Origin of the sequence: Aquimarina sp. MAR_2010_214 (assembly GCF_002846555.1) — a bacterium.
Taxonomy (GTDB): domain Bacteria; phylum Bacteroidota; class Bacteroidia; order Flavobacteriales; family Flavobacteriaceae; genus Aquimarina.
In genome coordinates this window covers 4,919,280-4,935,747 of record NZ_PJMS01000001.1, presented here as the reverse complement: position 1 = coordinate 4,935,747, position 16,468 = coordinate 4,919,280, and the positions used below count along the sequence as shown (strand labels likewise).

Genomic DNA, 16,468 nt, shown 5'->3' with positions numbered 1-16,468 from the left:
GCCTTATGTTTTTTATTAGTATCATAATCTAAAGATCGACACTATGGTTATATCGCAAAAAATTACACTTTTTGGTCCTGTATCTTATTTTGCAACATTTTGATCTCATCTCGTAATCGTGCTGCAGTCATAAAATCTAATTCTTTAGCGGCTTTTTCCATTTCTTTACGAACATTTCGGATTCGTGTCTCTAGTTGTTCTTTGGTGTAGTAGGCTGTTTCTTCTTCGGCAGCTTGTAGAGTAGGGGCATTTTCAAAGGTATAAGGTTCTACTTTTTTGCCAGCTAAGGCATTATCCAAAGATTTTTTAATTGCAGTTGGTGTAATACCATGTTTGGTGTTGTAAGCTATCTGTTTTTGTCGTCTGTATTCTGTGTCATCAATAGTTTTTTGCATGCTATCTGTAATTTTATCGGCATACATGATTGCTTTTCCGTTTATATGTCTTGCTGCTCTACCAACAGTTTGTACCAAGGATCGTTTGTTTCTTAAAAAGCCTTCCTTATCGGCATCTAGAATGGCGACTAATGATACTTCAGGAAGATCTAATCCTTCTCGCAGTAAATTTACTCCTATCAATACATCAAAAATACCTTTCCGTAAATCTTGCATGATTTCTACCCGTTCTAATGTGTCTACATCACTATGGATGTATCTACAACGTATATTAATTCTGGTTAGATATTTTGTTAATTCCTCTGCCATTCTTTTGGTTAGTGTAGTAACGAGGATACGTTCATCTAAATCAATTCGTTTTTGCATCTCTTCAATGAGGTCATCAATTTGATTTAGACTGGGGCGAACTTCTATTACAGGATCTAATAATCCTGTTGGTCTAATGATTTGTTCTACATAGGTTCCTTCACTTTTTTGTAGTTCGTAATCTGCTGGTGTAGCACTGATATACATAACCTGATTTTGAATCGCTTCGAGTTCTTCAAACTTTAAAGGCCTGTTATCCATTGCTGCAGGAAGCCTGAAACCGTATTCTACCAGATTCTCTTTTCTAGAACGATCACCACCATACATAGCGTGTGTCTGAGGTATGGTTACATGACTTTCGTCAATAATCATTAGATAGTCATCAGGGAAATAATCGAGTAGACAAAATGGTCTTGTGCCTGGGTTTCTACCATCGAGGTAGCGAGAATAGTTTTCGATACCAGAACAATAACCAAGTTCTTTGATCATTTCCAGATCAAAGTTGGTGCGCTCTTCTAATCGTTTGGCTTCCAGTGGTTTTCCGATTTCTCTAAAGTATGCTACCTGTTTTCCCAAATCAAGTGCAATTTGATCAATTGCATTATGTAATACTTCAGGAGAAGTTACAAACATATTGGCGGGATAAATATTCAATTGATCATATTTCTCAACAATGGTATTGGTTTGTACATCAAAAGATTCGATCTCTTCAATTTCATCGCCAAAAAAATGCACTCTAAATGCATCATCGGCATAGCTTGGAAAAATATCAACGGTATCTCCTTTTATTCTGAAATTTCCATGTTTAAACTCAGCTTCAGTTCTCGAATATAAACTTTGTACCAAGCGATGTAGTAAAGCTGTCCTGGAAACAAATTGTCCTGATTGTATTGAAATTACATTTTTCTTAAATTCTACGGGGTTACCGATACCGTACAAGCAAGATACTGATGCAACTACCAAAACATCTCTTCTTCCTGATAAGAGCGAAGAGGTAGCACTTAGACGTAGTTTTTCAATTTCATCATTGATTGATAGATCTTTTTCGATATAGGTTCCTGAAGTAGGAATATAAGCTTCTGGTTGATAGTAATCATAGTAAGAAACAAAATACTCTATGGCATTCTTAGGAAAAAATTGTTTAAACTCAGAAAAAAGCTGTGCGGCCAATGTTTTGTTATGTGCCAATATTAGAGTTGGCCGCTGTACTTGTTGGATTACATTGGCAGCAGTAAAAGTTTTTCCTGACCCTGTTACGCCTAAAAGCGTTTGATATTTTTCGTTAGATTCAATACCTTCAACCAATTGTCGTATTGCTTCCGGTTGATCCCCAGTGGGTTTGAATTCAGATTCCAATTCGAACTTCATGTATCTTTTCTTTTTCACAATAAAGATACCAAATCTACTTATAGAATTAACGAATAAGAGCGAAACTTCCGTTAAGAATTCTACCATCTTCTAATTCTACACGAAACCAATATTCGCTAGAGGGCATTAGTTGTCCATTATAGGTTCCGTTCCAACCGGGGCTTCCCGCTCTTAGTTGTTTGATGAGTTTTCCGTATCGATCAAATATATAGATTAGAGAATTACTCATGATCTGTGTTGATATCCCTTCTACATTCCAGGTGTCGTGAAAGCCATCACCATTTGGAGTGAAATATCCTGGAAACCCGACAACTGAAATATCCTGAGTTGTTATAGGGACACATCCATTTTTATCTCTTACATACACTCTGTGAAATCCAGGAGGTACATTGGTAAAGGTTGGATCATCCTGATATACACTTAAAACTCCATGTATCTCTATTGCATATTCATAACTACCTAAACCTTCTGCATTAATAGTGACAGTATTATTATCTCTAGCGTCATTAATATCGATTGATTGTATGGTTGCTACACTTGAAGTAATTACAGTTACCGTTCTTGATTTAGAACATCCTGTTAGTTGGTTTGTAATTTCTACGATATAATCACCAGGTTGATTAGCCAAAATTGTTTCAGTTGTTTCGTTAGTTGACCAAAGAATAGAGAAATCAATAGGAGCACTATTTAGGGGTAAACCAGCATGGATTTCAATATTGGGTTCATTTTGACATAGGAAATAATTAGTGTCTGATTCAATATTTGGTAATGGATCAAGAAATAATTGTACTTGATTGATGCCAAAGCATTGATTGAGATTTTCTACTCTGGCAAATACGATATCTTGCCCTTGAGTTAATGAATTGGTATTAGTTATTGTTGTTATGGGGTTAGATTCACTTAAAGCCTCTGCTATAGTTTGATAATAAACAATTGTTAAGTTAGGAGTAGCTATACCACCAAGTATTTGTGGATTGGCTAGTGTAAGATCAAATTCCCGAAACCCATCCTCGGTACCGTCATCATCACATAATCTTAAAATTGCATTATTTGCAGATGTAGCACTTACTCTCAAATCTAATGTTGTAATTCTATAACACCTATTGGTGTCATCTGTAACCCGAATAAATAATTGTTGGTTTATTGTTGTGTTTTTGTAGGCATTAGTATTTGTAATAGATGATGTTCCTGCATTGGCAGAAGCAATATCTTCGAAAAATAATACGGTTCTGTCTGTTGCACCTCCTGTAATTTGATTATTGGCTTCATTAAGGTTAAAGAGTGTAATGCCGTCTGTAGTATCCAAATATTCGTCACATTGTATTAATGAGATTGCATTTGCAATAGGTAAAGGATCTACTTGTAAATCAAAGTTTACAAAACTAAGAGTATTTGTACAAGGTTGAGTAGGGACATATTGCGCCCTAACAAAAATTTTCTGTGGATTTGTAGTATTAGTAAAAGGAGTGTTTTTGTTGATGATACCGGTACCTGCATTTGCACCAGCCTGAGATAAATGATAAGTAATGATGATATTAGCAGGATCTAATCCGTTAAGGATTTCATTGTCTTTATCTCTAAGTAAAAAAGAAACAAATCCATTTGTGTCATTTCCATCATTGGCATCATCACATACAGTGAATGGGCTAGGAGTTGCTATTTGAGGCCCGGGAATAGTTATTAGTTTAAAAGTATCAGTGATAAAGCACCCAGTAATTGTATTTTCTATACGTATGTGTATGATTTCGTTATTTTGAGTACTTAGATAAGGACTGGTTAAGGGTGAGTTATTAATACTAGCATCTTCTTCAGTACTATGATATGAGATTATTGTATTGGTCTGTGTCCCTAATATGGTAGCTGTATTACTGTCTAAATCAAAATTCGTTCTTCCGTCATTAAAATTCCCTATAGCATCACACTCTGTAAGATCAAGATTTGTAGTTGTACTAGTGGCGTTATTAACAGGATTATCAGGAAGTACTGCTGTACCGGTAAATGTAAGGTCAAAACCTCCATTTTGAGAAAAATTATCAATTAGAATAAAATACTCTTCTCCTGCTAAAGCATCTATGGCTCGTACAAAACCGTTTCCGAGATTTCCAGGACCTTCGCTTAAATCTGTTTCAGTGCTATTGAGCCCTGTTACGGTAGAGACTCCAGCTGCGGGGGATTGGTAGAAGAGCAACGAATCGAACTACCTAAAGTAGAGCATGTAACATTAGGTCCGTACACAGCAAAATCGTAATCTTCGGAAGTGCTTGCGGATTCTGGTGTTATAGTGAATGCTAGGGTTCCTGATTGAACAATATTAACTCGTAACCATAAACTCTGACTTTCTGTAAAAGAACAGGTAGGAGCATTGTTTCCGGGTAATGCAAAATCATTGATGCCTGTACCGTTAGAGTTTAATTCTAGATTAGTATTTCCACAAACAATAATAGAATTAACACAATCAGTAGGTTCGTTTTGTGAATAACCGATAAAAAATACAGAGGTGAGAAGTAAAATTGAAAGTAATTTTTGTTTCATTTAGGGTATTTGTATTATCGGTCAATATACTAATAAATAGAGAGCTAACTTAATATTCTCTACTAATTCTATAGTGAAGATAGTCAACGGATAAGAGCAAAACTTCCGGTAAGAATTCTACCATCCTCTAATTCTACACGAAACCAATATTGGCTAGAAGGCATTAGCTTACCATTATAGATTCCGTCCCAACCTGGACTTCCCGCTCTGAGCTGTTTGATGAGTTTTCCGTATCGAATCAAATATATAGATTAGAGAATTACCCATAATCTGTGTTGATATTCCCTCTACATTCCAGGTTTCATGAAATCCATCTCCATTTGGAGTAAAATATTCTGGAAACCCAACAACCGAAATATCCTGAGTTGTTATAGGAAGACATCCGTTTTTGTCTCTGACATATATATTATGAAATTTAAGAATAAGCGTATGGCATATTTGAACTCTGAGAAGTTCAAATATATTATAAATCTCTCTTTTTAAGTAAGTAATACGATAGGTATATAAAAATGACTGTCCAGACCAGTACAATTAAGATTTCATACCAATGTACAGTATAATCTCTTTGAAAAGTTTCTCCTAATTGATTTGCAGCCGATTGAATAAAATTTAAACGCGTAAAAGGTTCAGTTATTAAGTTTCCCATAGATTCTAAAGGGAAAAATTGTACGATATTATCTGCAATTTCGGTTCCTCTAAATAGTTTAAACTTTAGTAATGCGAATATAATATTTTCTACAACCCACCAGATGAATAAAAACCCAAGGGCAAAGGCAGAACGTTTTACAAAAATTCCCAGGAACATACAAAAAGCAAAAAAGCCAATTAGTTTTATGAAATAAGCCAGAACATATTCCAGATCAGAGAATATAATAGAAAGTTCATTATAGTCAGAAAAGCTTAATCCCAAAATCATAGATACTACAAATAAAAATAGAGTAGAGATCAAGGCAAAAACACCAACAGTTAGGAATTTGGAACTTATAAACTCTTTTTTGCTTAGACCATCGATTAGGTTTTGTTTTAAAGTCCGATGACTATATTCATTGGCCATCATAGAAACAATAACAATAGCCAAAAATAATTTGGACCATGCTGCGATATAAGTGTTAAAATGCCATATATACGGAAAATTGAAGATTCCCTGATCAGCAATTCTAAATTTCACACCAGCAAAATTAAATTCTATAGATGCGATTAATGCGATAAAGGTTATCAGTATAAAGTAGGTTATCGTAATTACTTTTGCTGCTTTATTATATTTTAGTTTTTGAAATTCTATATTAAGTAGTCGTAACATGGCTTTAGTTTAAATTGTTGGTTAATTGTAAGAATTGTTCTTCGAGACTTTCTTTTCGTTTCACAAGGTGTGTGAGAACTATTCCTTCTTTAAATAGTTGCCTGTTAAGACTTTCTGGATCTAACTCATGTGCTAAAAACGCAATTATCTTACCATCTTCTTCTTTGAAATTTTTAAAATCATTATGCTTAGATAACCACTCTGTTAATGCGGATTTTTGCTCACTTTTAAGTTCGAAAAACCCATAACTAGCATTCATTTCATCTACACGACCAGAATACAGTTTTACGCCTTTTCTTATAATCACCACATGGCTACAAACTTTTTCTACTTCATCAAGTAGGTGAGATGCCAAAAGAATAGTAGTTCCTCGAGAGGCAATTTTTTTGATGATTTCACGGATTTGATGTATCCCTTGTGGGTCTAACCCATTAGTAGGTTCATCAAGGATTAATATTTCAGGATCATTAAGCAAGGCAGAAGCAATAGCTAATCGCTGTTTCATTCCCAGAGAGAACGTTCTAAACTTACTGTCTTTTCGATCTAATAATCCTACAACTTCGAGTTTGTCATCAATTTTACTACTGTCAACTCCTTTAATTTGGCATACCAATTTAAGATTTTGGGCTGCAGTCATATATGGGTAAAAGTTTGGACGTTCTATAATTGCTCCGACTTTTTTTAGCGCATCATGCGTTGATGTATTGCCATCAAACCAGGTAAATTCACCAGAAGTACTATTAACAACATTAAGCACGATGCCCAAAGTAGTGGATTTACCACTCCCGTTTGGGCCAAGGATACCATATACATTTCCCTTCTTTATAGTAAAAGAGAGGTCTTTGACGGCTGTTAGTGGGCCAAACTTTTTGGTGAGATTGTTTAAGGTGAGAATATTTTCCAATGGTAATTGTTTTTGGTGGTTATATAAAACAAGACGACAAGTATAGGATTTTGTTACAAGAAAGTTGATTGTTTGTTGATTATTTGTTGAATGTAAGCATATATTTTTTATTGGAGATTATTGTTTACTAAACGGTATTCAGCAATTTTTTTAAAGAGTGATTTGTACATCTGAAATTTGTAAATTGCTTTTTTACAAAAAGTGTTGCTATGGAAGAAAAATTAATGTCGAAGAAAAAACCTACATATCCTATCAATGATAAACTGGATGCATATTTGAAAGAATGTAATCGTAAGATTAAGATTCCGGTATTTTATGATGATTTACTTCGGTTTTCGGGCTCTATAGTTGTTTATGATAGTAAGGATGAAGATACATTATGGGTAAGAGTGTATTATGAAGAGCATGAGCGACCAGAAATAGAATCCAGCCTTAAAAAAGTATATACAATTCTGCATTCTGATGGTAATGAAGATGCAATTGAGTTTCTTAATATTGATGCGATAGACTATTGTACTTTTGGGAACTCAAAGCCCTTTAGAATAAGAGTAAGAAATATCTTAAACGATAACTACACGTATATCTATGTGAAAAAGGCAGATGCCTCGCGTATTTACGGGCTAGAGTTAGAACATATGTTTTCGCCAAATAGAATTAATTTTTTGGTATATAAAAATACGTTGATAGAGGAGCATATTGCAGGAATTCCTGGTGATGTATTTATTAAGGACTTTTTACCTGATTTAAGTGATCAGGCCAAATCGCAGATAGCAAAAGAGTTTGTGAAATTTAATGAGCGTTGTCAAATGCGATTGTTAGGAGATATGCGATCTTATAATTATGTAATTATACCGATTCATGATTTTGATCATGTAGAATACAAGATAAGAGCTATTGATTTTGATCAGCAGTGTTATGAAGGGAAACTAAAAGTATATCAACCTCAGTTCTTTAAAGAGAATTTTGATATGGTTGATATTGTGATGAACAAATTACAGCCAAGTTCTATCGAACAATATAAAAAAGAAGAACGTTCTATTCTGGCTAAACGAATATTGACATCGAGATCCCGTTATGAAAATTTGGTCGAATGTATGTGTGCGGATCGTATCTCTACCGAAGAAAATTTGAAAGAACTTAGAGAACACCTCTATAATTTTACTTTGGATTTAAAATTTCGTCGTAGCAAATCAATGGGAGAAGTTCTTAAAACCGCAATGGATTTTGTACGACGTAATTATGAGAATGTGAATATGAAACGATTATTAGAGTGATAAGCTATGTTAGGAGTCACGAACCTGATATCGGGAAACAGAAGAACAAACATCTAATCTCTGATTAAGCCTTACAAAATTCCAATTCCTAAAAGAATTGCAAAGACAATTAATAAAACCCCTACTACTATTTGAATGTGACCGTAATAAAAGGGAGAAAGAGAAGAAACAATGTAATTGTGGTGGAAAAGGATAGAACACATATATGGTTAGGTTTAGGTGCTGCTTCTATAGTAATTATAGGAGCTATTACTTTGTCCAGACTAAAATCAAAACCTAAAGTTGATCTCACCAAATTTGACAGCCCCGATATTCAAGGATCTGGCAGATGTATGGATAAGGAATTCATTAGAATGCTTCAAAAGTTAGCAAAAGTCACCAAACTACCCATTTTCGATATGATTAACTCAGGTGCGAGATCATCATTTTGGAATTCTAAAGTAGGTGGGGTTTCTAATTCATCCCATAAAATACCGAAATGCCAAGCTGCGGATATTAAAGCACCTACTAAGGCTATTCGAAATAAGATAGTAGTGGCTGCAAAATTAGTTGGGTTCAAACGTATTGGAGTGGGTAGAACCTTTGTTCATCTGGATAATGATAGTTCAAAAAAGCAATATGTGGCTTGGGGGTATCCTTCAGGTACAAAACCGCCAATAAACCCTTTTGTATAAAAGACAAAACTATGTTGAGAGATAGAATACAGAAACAGACATATCCACAAAGAAAAAATACTGCAACAATTCTTAATTATCTTGAAGAATTAGTATTGATTAATGCTAAAGAAGTTGGACTTGTGCCTATAGATCAAGATAATAATGGATATCAGGATATTCCTCTTCCATTTGGCAGGATAGTTTCACTAGAAGTACCTGAAGAAGCTGTATCAGCAACTATGATGGTAGAACAAGGGGCAGTTACTATTATTACCGATCCAGATTCAGATGAAACAGTATCAATTGTTGCTACATCAAAAAAAAGGAAGCGTACACTACCTATACCTGTAGTGGAATTACCCATTACGAATTCGTCAGCCGTATTAAGGTTTAAGGAAAATGGATCATCCCCAAGTATCAATTCAGGTTTTGGATTAGCAAACCAAGATATATTCGAATTGGTCGGGTCTGAAAATCTTAAAAAGTTTAGGGTAATCGGTGTACAAGAGAATGGAACACCTGTTTTAAGAATACAATTTTACAAAACGGCACAATTTGGATAGGATAGTATGAGAACAATCAGAACGCAACGCTTCGTAAGAGGAACACAAAACAATGAGAATACCAATGGAGGTACAAATGGCTTAGCGCCATTTGTTTCTGAAGTATGTGGTGCTAGAATGCCCGTAAAGGGAATACGGAGGGTGCAGATCAAAGGATTTCACTTTAGTCCTAATGTAACTGTAGATACTGGATCAGAAATAGATAGTTCTGAGTTTAAAAGCGCAGGAAATCTTGTTGTAGTAATCAGTCAGGTAAGGTTTATTAATCCGACCCTATTGGAAGCTGTAATATTTGCAGGAGATACAGAAGGAAGATTTAATTTGATAGTACGAAATGGAAATCTAAATTCTGGCGATACTGGAAATGAGACTATTGTAGTAATTAATCCAGTTTGGGTAGATTTAAGAACAACATCATTAATTGATTTAGGTTTAGAAATTAGTCCAGGAGTGATTGTCAACCGTAACTTGGAAAAAGGGTTATGGGGTATTAATGTAAATGTTAATATTAAGATTATAAATAATGTTCTCATAATTTTGAATTTTTGTTCAGAAGTCCGTTGACATATTTTCCAATATGTATTCTCGTCTGATTTTTTGGTTAATGTTTTTTAGAACTTTTTCTATGATTTTTTCAGATTCCAAAGTTTTCTTATTGGTGAAAATATTGGCTTTCACTAATGAAAGATAGATGTGTTCGTTCGGTAATTCATTTTCTACATCCTCCAATAATTCTTTTGCCTCCTCAATTCTTTGTGCTTTGCTCAAACAATAACAAAGGTTTAATTTCATAATTGGCGAATTTGAAAGTGAAAGCAATAATTGGTAGAGTATAATTATATCGTTCCAATGCTGAATATCGTTCTTTGTGTCAGTCATATGCCTATTTGCAATCAGGGCTTCGACATAATATTTGTTCAATTTATCAGGTCTTTCTAAATAATGAAAACCTAATTTGATAAAGTCATTGTTCCAATTCGTTTTGTCTTGTTCAAAGAATGAAATGATTTTGTTGTCCTTTACTTTAGATGGAATTCTTGCCAAATGAAAACAAAATAGTGCAAGAAGGTTTTTTGTTGTTATTTGCTCGAATTTATCTGATAAGATTTTCGCAAGTGCCAATGCCTCTAAGCACAAATCTTCATTGATAATTGATTTGTTTTTCTCGCTGAATGAGTCAAAACCAATATTGAAAACTGCATATAAAATTTCTTCTATAATTACAATTTCATTTTTAGTTACTTGCTCGAAAGTCAAATCGAAACTTACGTCTTTTGTGGCTTGTTGAAAGTCTTTTTTTGCTCTGTTTATACTTTTATAAATGGCATCTTGGGACAATAAAGTGCATTCGCTTATTTCTTTAATGTGCAGACCAAAAATGTTTTTTAGAATAAAAACCACTTTTACTTTGGAAGAAAGGTTTTTTGACTTTGATAAAAACAAAATGGTTTTCAGTCTTAAATCCTCGTTTGGATTTTCCGTTTCTTCGATAGCTTTAAAATGAGTTTCGGAATGTAATCGACTTCCTTTTTTTATTTGGTTCAAAACATCATTTCGTGCAACAATAAAAAGCCAGTTTTCTTTGTTGTCAGGTACTTGATTTGGTTTCCAGCTTTTTAAAGACTTGTAAAATGAATTTTGAATAGCATCTTCGATTTCGCTTACATACTTTGCACCGAATTGGCTGAAAAGGGCTGAAAATAATTTACCATAAAAAGTCCTGTAACTCGATTCAACAACCGAAGATGTTTCATTCTTCATATTCCATTTCCATAATCGGTCTTATTTCGGTAGTTCCACCAAATAAATGGCAAGGACAGCTTTTTGCTAATTCAATAACAGTTTTTAGGTCTTTGGCTTGTAGTAAATAATAACCTCCAATCATTTCTTTGGATTCCAAGAAAGTTCCGTCTTTTACGATACTGTCTTTTCCAGAAATCTGAACGCTGTTTTCTTCAAGTCCCTCGCCAGAAATTAGATGTCCCGATTCGCCTAATTTTTCAGCCCAAGCCATATGGGATTTTCCTAATTCCTCCATTTCTTTTGGGGAAAGTTTTTGCATTTGCTCAATGTCTTCGTGAAGTAATAATAAGTATTTTTTCATTTTTAAAAGTTTTAGTTCATTCTAAAGACACTTTACTCAATCATTTTTGGACAATTTTTTGCTAAAATTTTAAAATTAGTCAGAAAGTTGAACTTTAGCACGATTTTCAGCTTGCACATAACGGTTACGTATAAGAATAGTGCGGTTTTGTGTCCGAGGATTTTCCGAAGGAAAATCGGAGTGACTAAAAAAGCACTAGCCTTTGGATTTAGGATTAAACTTAAGCATTATTTTTATACAATGTTGGCAACAGTATTTTTATTCAGTTATTTTGGTTTATATGATTCAAACTTTCGAATGAGACAAGGTTTTTCGGTTTCAAAAATTCCTTTTTGGAAGGCTTGAGAGCGCAATTCGGGTAATTTTTCAAATTCCTTTTTCCGAAGTCTGTCAACTTTTCTAGGTGACATAAAATCGTAGGTTGAAGCCAAAAACAAAATTATCTCAAGATTTTCACATTCCTTTGGAACTGTAATCGTTGCCCATTCATAGCCAACTCCAGCAAAAATTAATTTATCCGTTTCTTTGGGTAATTTAATTTCGAAATACCCATCAAGGTCAGATTGTCCGATTTTGATTGTGTCCTTGTCGAATATTGTGATTCCTATGGCATTTTCTAAAAATTGGTCGATAGTTTTTCCTTTTAAAGTCCGTTGTCCAAATACAGAAAAAATGCAAAAAAAGTATGATATGAAAAATGCTGTTTTAAATCTCAAAGTTTTCGGTTTTCATATTGTTGCCAACGTTTGGTGTATGGTTTGTTGCGTATATAAATGTACAAATATTCGGTTTAGAAATTGCTTAATTTAAAATTACTTATCTTTGGTTTAGCATTGAATAGCAATAAAATATAGCAACCATGTAAAAGCAGTATCCTAAGTTTATATAATGAATCAAACTACTAATTTATTATGAAAACAAAGGATACTACAGACTCAAAGTTATTTATTGGTATTGACGTACACAAGAGAAGTTGGAAAATTCATACAGCTACCGACCTTTTTGATGGCTCAGATTTGACGATTCCTCCCAATGCTTATGCATTACAGAAATATGTAGACAAACATTTTACAGGATATCAGGTATATTGTTGTTATGAATCTGGTTGTTGTGGTTTTAGTCATCATCGCTTATTTGAATCTTTTGGTTGGTGTTCTATGGTGGTTAACCCGGCTGATGTTCACCGGCCAGCCAAGGCACAATTTCAGAAGAGCGATAAGATCGATGCTCGATTATTATGTAGGGAGTTAAAAGATGGTCGTTTACGAGGGATTCATGTTCCAGATATTGAGCGGGAGTACTTACGATGTCTATTTCGTAGGCGTAATGATCTAGTTAAAGAACTGCGTAAGATCAAAACCCAAATCAAGATGCAACTATTGTATTTAGGAGTTGAGATTCCCAAAGAGTTAGATCAACCCCATTGGTCTCATAAATTTAGAAATTGGCTAAAGAATTTATCCTTTGATTATACCACGATGGATTATTGTTTGCAGACCCGATTAGCATCTTTTGATTTTGTAGACAAGCAACAACGAGACGTGAGTGTTAAACTACGCGCTTATTGTCGTAAACATTACAAGAAGGATTATTATTTACTAAGGAGTGTTCCAGGAGTAGGTCCTATTGTAGCATGTGGGATCATTTGTGAGTTAGGCGATTTACGAAGGTTTAAGAATTTTAAGCAGTTGGCTAGTTATGTTGGTTTGATTCCATCTGTTCACCAGAGTGGTGATAGTTTGACTACTTCTGGCCTTACTCCCAGAGCAAACAGAATTATGAGAAGTTACCTGGTAGAGGCTACTTGGGTTGCTTTACGGTTTGATCCTGTGATGCAAGCATATTACCGATCTCATAAGGGAAAAGATGTGAAAAGGATTTTAGTAAAGGTGGCCAGAAAATTACTGAGCCGTATTCATGCTATTATCAGAACAGAAACCCCCTATCAGATAGGAGTGGTAAGTTGAAAAAAATAAAAAATATAAGCCTAAAAACTCGACAATACTTTTGGCACAAAAAAGGACAACTAAACAACGTGGGTGAAGCTTTAAACCGTTATCACATTTTATAGCAAGTTGCCTTGTTTGCCAATCATAATCATAGTGATGCTGGTGGATGATTTTGTATCATACCACATATAGGATGCGGAGTTATAATGGGCTATTGTTGAAGTATTGACAACGCTTTAATGGCGTTGCCAACAATCCAACAATCTAAAATCATTAGAATGAGATAATTAAAATAATAAAATATTGTATTTTTAACCTAAGACTTGGGAAAGGGCTTTACATAGGACACTTTGTTGTAGCTAGTTTTTTATAATTCCATTTATTTTATGAAATTCTGAAATGGCTTTATAAATATTTGTGATTAGTTTAAACAACTTATTATTGATAATAATCAAATCAGCTGTCAAGTCCATAATTTTCTCATCGTCAACTTCAAATAGACTTGTAATTAAAAATTCTGTTTTTTTTGATTTATGCGCTCCTAATTCGTTTCTAATAAACTTGAAAGTTGAAAGGTTTTCTTTTTTAAATAAGCTGAATTCTTTGTTTAATTGTTTTGCGTTTTCTGCTAATTCAGTAAAATTATTTTTTATTAATTCTTTTGTCAATTTATTTCCGAGCAAATAATTTACGTCAGATAAGTATTCAAAAACAATCGTGGATGAAATTCTTGAGTAGAACTTTTTTTCCATTTCAGTGGTTGCCTTTTTATAATTTATAGATGTAATAGATAAGTCACTTTGTACAATTTTTGAGTGCATTGCTAATTCAGTTGTTGCAATATATTTTGTGGATTTTTTTGCCTGTAATCCTTTTAACATCATATAATCATTCAATATGGATTCAGGAATTTGATTATTAACACTATTTTTTAATTCATCTAACATTTTTTTCAAATTAGCTATTACGTTTTTATATTCCTTCTATTTTAAATATTTCCGTTCCTTTTATTAATTGATCTTTCAGTCTACTAGTCAGTAATATTTTTCCACTGAAAAAGCTTTCGAATTCCATTGTTATATTTTCATTTTCTATATCGCAAACAATATCTCCTTTTTTGACAATATCTCCAGATTTAAAATACCACTTTGTCAGAACCAAACCTTTTTGATTTCCTAAATCAGGAACAAAAATTGATTCAACTTTTCCTTTTTCCAACGTAATGTCAGAATTTAGGTCAGAGTCAGTTCCGTACTTTAGAGTTTCTTCTTTTGTTCTGAAGTTCGGACTGCTATTCAAGTCTTTTATAATTTCATTTCTTTTTTTGTCAGGCATGAAAAATAGTCGACGTATTAATGCTTTTATCATTTTTGGTCAAATTAGCTACAACGACTTGTATAAGGCAAGTAGGGCAGGGAAAGGAAATGACCTTTCGAGTTTGCACTAAGCCAAAACAAACGTTTTTACTTTTATATTTTGTTAAACGTCAAAACTTTGTTTTGGCGTGATTGCTTAAAAGTACGAAACTTTCGTCAACCACTAAATGCCCTATTTGCTTTATACCCTGTTATCGGCTTTTTTTATTCCTTTTTCATTTTAAGTCGTATATTTGTAGTGCGAAACACATTATAATTATCATGACGTCAATAATCAAAATTCGGCTTAAACAGAAAACTTTGGATAGGCATATGGGTGTAAGTCCCACAGACCGTTCAAGGCGTTGCTTTGATGTGTTTCGCAGTGACCTATCCTCTTTTTATTCATTTAATCCATTACATTATGCGAAACACAAATGGTCAAAATGTTTGTCTAAATGACAACCTTTTGAAAACGGTCAACGATTCAGTTGAACCAAAAGTCTCAACATCTTTAAATTCTTCAGAAGCAGAATTTCTTGATTACATTAAATTTCATGGAATTAGCGAATTTGTCAAATCGTTAAAAATGATTCACGATTTTGCCTTGTATCACACTGATTTGTGTTTTGATAAAGATGAAAAGTCAGCACTTTATAATTTAAAAATCTTGTGGGAAGGGATGGAGCAGATAACAAAGTCTTAAAATTTCAGGGAGGGCTGTACATTGACAATCCTCCTTTTATTTTGTCCAACTATTTAGGTTCTATGAGAATCAACATGTGAAAGATAATCTTGTTGGTTTGGTACCCAATCAAAATAAACGGCTTTCCCTTTTTTTAAGTCAAGAGATTGTTCATTATTCAAAGTTAGTTTTTGCTCAAAAATCTTTTTAGGTCGCTTGTTGACTGTTTCTGCAAAAACTTCCAGTTCATAAAGACCAGCCGAAAAGTCCCAACTTTCGTTTTTTGGCAAAAGGAAATGATGATATGACGAAACTCCTCCCTTATTTACGAAAAGACCGCTTCCTCTAACAAGTTCATCATCATTATATGCCCAAACATTAAAATTTTGAATTGTTTCAGACCTTTTTAAACGTATAAACATATTTTGAACATACTGCCCTTGGTCGGATGTTCCGTAAAGTAATGTACGTATGAAGACCTTAGGTTCATCTTTACCATTTTGACCTAAAAAACAGATAATTGACGGTCTTGTCATTTTTAGAGTTCCTTTTCTAATTTTTGTCAACCAGAAGGTCAGTCCTGAAATTGTAAGGGCTACAATTGATAATGTTAGAGTTATATATTCCATCTAGTTCGTAATTACCGATAACGTCTAGTATAAGAAACGTAGGGCAGTTAAAAATCACTTCGTTTCGAGTTGGTACTAAGCCAAATATAATGTTTTACTTTTAATTTTCTTGTAAACGCCAAATTTTATATTTGGCGACTCTGCAAATAGACACAGACCTTTCGGTTGCCACTAAACGCGCTATGTTTTTTATACCTTGTTGGGCGTAGTTATTTTTCGTTCTTTTTGTCAGTCAGAGTAATAGTCAGTTTATTCTTTTGTTGCTTAATTTCAATTTCTTTTCCGATTTCAAACCCGAGTTCTCTCAACCATTTTCCCTCAAGTCGAATTTCAGGAACAGTAATATATTTCCATTCTCGAGGTTGGTGTTTTTGATATATTTTTAGCTTTCTAAATCGGCTCATTAAAGGGCTGTTCGTTATTCCGAACACAATATATAAATAATTTA

General features: G+C 33.8%; 20 protein-coding genes. 6 read left to right on the top strand and 14 right to left on the bottom strand.

All coding sequences use genetic code 11. The features are described from left to right. Positions 1–62 precede the first annotated feature (62 nt). The 7 genes from uvrB to ATE84_RS21055 form a co-directional block, all read right to left on the bottom strand. Positions 63–2,069 (bottom strand): excinuclease ABC subunit UvrB, encoded by a 2,007-nt coding sequence (uvrB, locus tag ATE84_RS21080; protein WP_101449844.1) that lies wholly within the window; start codon positions 2,067–2,069, stop codon positions 63–65. A gap of 46 nt (positions 2,070–2,115) precedes the next feature. Continuing rightward, a complete protein-coding gene (locus ATE84_RS21075) occupies positions 2,116–4,257 on the bottom strand; it encodes a T9SS type B sorting domain-containing protein (protein ID WP_101449843.1) in 2,142 nt (713 codons plus the stop codon). Next, the gene (locus ATE84_RS21070; RefSeq protein ID WP_101449842.1) at positions 4,215–4,601 is read right to left on the bottom strand and encodes a hypothetical protein; all 387 of its coding nucleotides are present in this window, start codon (positions 4,599–4,601) and stop codon (positions 4,215–4,217) included. Before ATE84_RS21070 ends, ATE84_RS21075 begins: the two co-directional genes overlap by 43 nt. Before the next feature lie 83 nt (positions 4,602–4,684). Then, positions 4,685–4,843 carry a T9SS type B sorting domain-containing protein gene (locus tag ATE84_RS21065; RefSeq protein WP_158237313.1) on the bottom strand — a complete coding sequence of 53 codons (159 nt, stop codon included), beginning with the start codon at positions 4,841–4,843 and terminating at the stop codon, positions 4,685–4,687. Further along, positions 4,776–5,132, bottom strand: coding sequence for a T9SS type B sorting domain-containing protein (locus ATE84_RS26825; protein WP_143273682.1), 357 nt, complete (start codon positions 5,130–5,132; stop codon positions 4,776–4,778). The genes ATE84_RS21065 and ATE84_RS26825 overlap by 68 nt, the downstream gene beginning before the upstream one ends. Further along, positions 5,065–5,901: an ABC transporter permease gene (locus ATE84_RS21060; protein ID WP_101449840.1), complete on the bottom strand. Its 837-nt coding sequence runs from the start codon at positions 5,899–5,901 to the stop codon at positions 5,065–5,067. The genes ATE84_RS26825 and ATE84_RS21060 overlap by 68 nt, the downstream gene beginning before the upstream one ends. A 4-nt stretch (positions 5,902–5,905) precedes the next feature. Beyond that, positions 5,906–6,805 (bottom strand): ABC transporter ATP-binding protein, encoded by a 900-nt coding sequence (locus ATE84_RS21055; RefSeq protein WP_101449839.1) that lies wholly within the window; start codon positions 6,803–6,805, stop codon positions 5,906–5,908. A 209-nt stretch (positions 6,806–7,014) separates the two neighbouring features. On the opposite strand from ATE84_RS21055, the gene ATE84_RS21050 reads away from it, so the two are divergent. From ATE84_RS21050 to ATE84_RS21035, 4 genes are all read left to right on the top strand, one after another. Next, positions 7,015–8,079 carry a hypothetical protein gene (locus ATE84_RS21050; RefSeq protein WP_101449838.1) on the top strand — a complete coding sequence of 355 codons (1,065 nt, stop codon included), beginning with the start codon at positions 7,015–7,017 and terminating at the stop codon, positions 8,077–8,079. Between the two features lie 179 nt (positions 8,080–8,258). Further along, entirely contained in the window at positions 8,259–8,753 is a 495-nt protein-coding gene (locus ATE84_RS21045; protein WP_233195865.1) for a D-Ala-D-Ala carboxypeptidase family metallohydrolase, read from the top strand. 11 nt (positions 8,754–8,764) lie between these two features. After that, a complete protein-coding gene (locus ATE84_RS21040) occupies positions 8,765–9,298 on the top strand; it encodes a hypothetical protein (protein ID WP_101449837.1) in 534 nt (177 codons plus the stop codon). A 6-nt stretch (positions 9,299–9,304) separates the two neighbouring features. After that, positions 9,305–9,862: a hypothetical protein gene (locus ATE84_RS21035; protein WP_101449836.1), complete on the top strand. Its 558-nt coding sequence runs from the start codon at positions 9,305–9,307 to the stop codon at positions 9,860–9,862. Here ATE84_RS21035 and ATE84_RS21030 read toward each other — a convergent pair. The 3 genes from ATE84_RS21030 to ATE84_RS21020 form a co-directional block, all read right to left on the bottom strand. Beyond that, positions 9,848–11,059 (bottom strand): DUF6596 domain-containing protein, encoded by a 1,212-nt coding sequence (locus ATE84_RS21030; protein ID WP_101449835.1) that lies wholly within the window; start codon positions 11,057–11,059, stop codon positions 9,848–9,850. The genes ATE84_RS21035 and ATE84_RS21030 overlap by 15 nt on opposite strands. Continuing rightward, positions 11,049–11,402 carry a YciI family protein gene (locus tag ATE84_RS21025; protein ID WP_101449834.1) on the bottom strand — a complete coding sequence of 118 codons (354 nt, stop codon included), beginning with the start codon at positions 11,400–11,402 and terminating at the stop codon, positions 11,049–11,051. The genes ATE84_RS21030 and ATE84_RS21025 overlap by 11 nt, the downstream gene beginning before the upstream one ends. A gap of 266 nt (positions 11,403–11,668) precedes the next feature. Next, entirely contained in the window at positions 11,669–12,118 is a 450-nt protein-coding gene (locus ATE84_RS21020; RefSeq protein WP_101449833.1) for a carboxypeptidase-like regulatory domain-containing protein, read from the bottom strand. 195 nt (positions 12,119–12,313) lie between these two features. On the opposite strand from ATE84_RS21020, the gene ATE84_RS21015 reads away from it, so the two are divergent. Then, complete coding sequence (locus tag ATE84_RS21015) at positions 12,314–13,369, top strand: IS110 family transposase (protein WP_101447544.1); 1,056 nt, start codon at positions 12,314–12,316, stop codon at positions 13,367–13,369. 341 nt (positions 13,370–13,710) lie between these two features. Here the strand turns inward: ATE84_RS21015 and ATE84_RS21010 are convergent, their stop codons facing one another. Both ATE84_RS21010 and ATE84_RS21005 read right to left on the bottom strand, forming a co-directional pair. After that, positions 13,711–14,298 (bottom strand): hypothetical protein, encoded by a 588-nt coding sequence (locus ATE84_RS21010; protein WP_101449832.1) that lies wholly within the window; start codon positions 14,296–14,298, stop codon positions 13,711–13,713. 25 nt (positions 14,299–14,323) lie between these two features. Beyond that, the gene (locus tag ATE84_RS21005) at positions 14,324–14,719 is read right to left on the bottom strand and encodes a biotin/lipoyl-containing protein (protein WP_101449831.1); all 396 of its coding nucleotides are present in this window, start codon (positions 14,717–14,719) and stop codon (positions 14,324–14,326) included. Positions 14,720–15,130: 411 nt separating this feature from the next. Between ATE84_RS21005 and ATE84_RS21000 the strand changes: the two genes are divergently transcribed. Continuing rightward, entirely contained in the window at positions 15,131–15,412 is a 282-nt protein-coding gene (locus ATE84_RS21000; protein WP_101449830.1) for a hypothetical protein, read from the top strand. Positions 15,413–15,465: 53 nt separating this feature from the next. On the opposite strand, the gene ATE84_RS20995 is transcribed toward ATE84_RS21000, so the two are convergent. Beyond that, positions 15,466–16,020 carry a hypothetical protein gene (locus ATE84_RS20995; RefSeq protein WP_199176901.1) on the bottom strand — a complete coding sequence of 185 codons (555 nt, stop codon included), beginning with the start codon at positions 16,018–16,020 and terminating at the stop codon, positions 15,466–15,468. Between the two features lie 209 nt (positions 16,021–16,229). Continuing rightward, positions 16,230–16,424, bottom strand: a complete 195-nt coding sequence (locus ATE84_RS20990; RefSeq protein WP_101449829.1) for a SymE family type I addiction module toxin — start codon at positions 16,422–16,424, stop codon at positions 16,230–16,232. Positions 16,425–16,468 lie beyond the last annotated feature (44 nt).

What these genes read in the sequence shown, in the direction of transcription:
- uvrB (WP_101449844.1), bottom strand. Translation starts at nt 2,069, where the DNA reads ATGAAGTTCGAATTGGAATCTGAATTCAAACCCACTGGGGATCAACCG.
- ATE84_RS21070 (WP_101449842.1), bottom strand. Translation starts at nt 4,601, where the DNA reads ATGAAACAAAAATTACTTTCAATTTTACTTCTCACCTCTGTATTTTTT.
- ATE84_RS21060 (WP_101449840.1), bottom strand. Translation starts at nt 5,901, where the DNA reads ATGTTACGACTACTTAATATAGAATTTCAAAAACTAAAATATAATAAA.
- ATE84_RS21050 (WP_101449838.1), top strand. Translation starts at nt 7,015, where the DNA reads ATGGAAGAAAAATTAATGTCGAAGAAAAAACCTACATATCCTATCAAT.
- ATE84_RS21040 (WP_101449837.1), top strand. Translation starts at nt 8,765, where the DNA reads ATGTTGAGAGATAGAATACAGAAACAGACATATCCACAAAGAAAAAAT.
- ATE84_RS21035 (WP_101449836.1), top strand. Translation starts at nt 9,305, where the DNA reads ATGAGAACAATCAGAACGCAACGCTTCGTAAGAGGAACACAAAACAAT.
- ATE84_RS21030 (WP_101449835.1), bottom strand. Translation starts at nt 11,059, where the DNA reads ATGAAGAATGAAACATCTTCGGTTGTTGAATCGAGTTACAGGACTTTT.
- ATE84_RS21025 (WP_101449834.1), bottom strand. Translation starts at nt 11,402, where the DNA reads ATGAAAAAATACTTATTATTACTTCACGAAGACATTGAGCAAATGCAA.
- ATE84_RS21015 (WP_101447544.1), top strand. Translation starts at nt 12,314, where the DNA reads ATGAAAACAAAGGATACTACAGACTCAAAGTTATTTATTGGTATTGAC.
- ATE84_RS21010 (WP_101449832.1), bottom strand. Translation starts at nt 14,298, where the DNA reads ATGTTAGATGAATTAAAAAATAGTGTTAATAATCAAATTCCTGAATCC.
- ATE84_RS21005 (WP_101449831.1), bottom strand. Translation starts at nt 14,719, where the DNA reads ATGATAAAAGCATTAATACGTCGACTATTTTTCATGCCTGACAAAAAA.
- ATE84_RS21000 (WP_101449830.1), top strand. Translation starts at nt 15,131, where the DNA reads ATGCGAAACACAAATGGTCAAAATGTTTGTCTAAATGACAACCTTTTG.
- ATE84_RS20995 (WP_199176901.1), bottom strand. Translation starts at nt 16,020, where the DNA reads ATGGAATATATAACTCTAACATTATCAATTGTAGCCCTTACAATTTCA.
- ATE84_RS20990 (WP_101449829.1), bottom strand. Translation starts at nt 16,424, where the DNA reads ATGAGCCGATTTAGAAAGCTAAAAATATATCAAAAACACCAACCTCGA.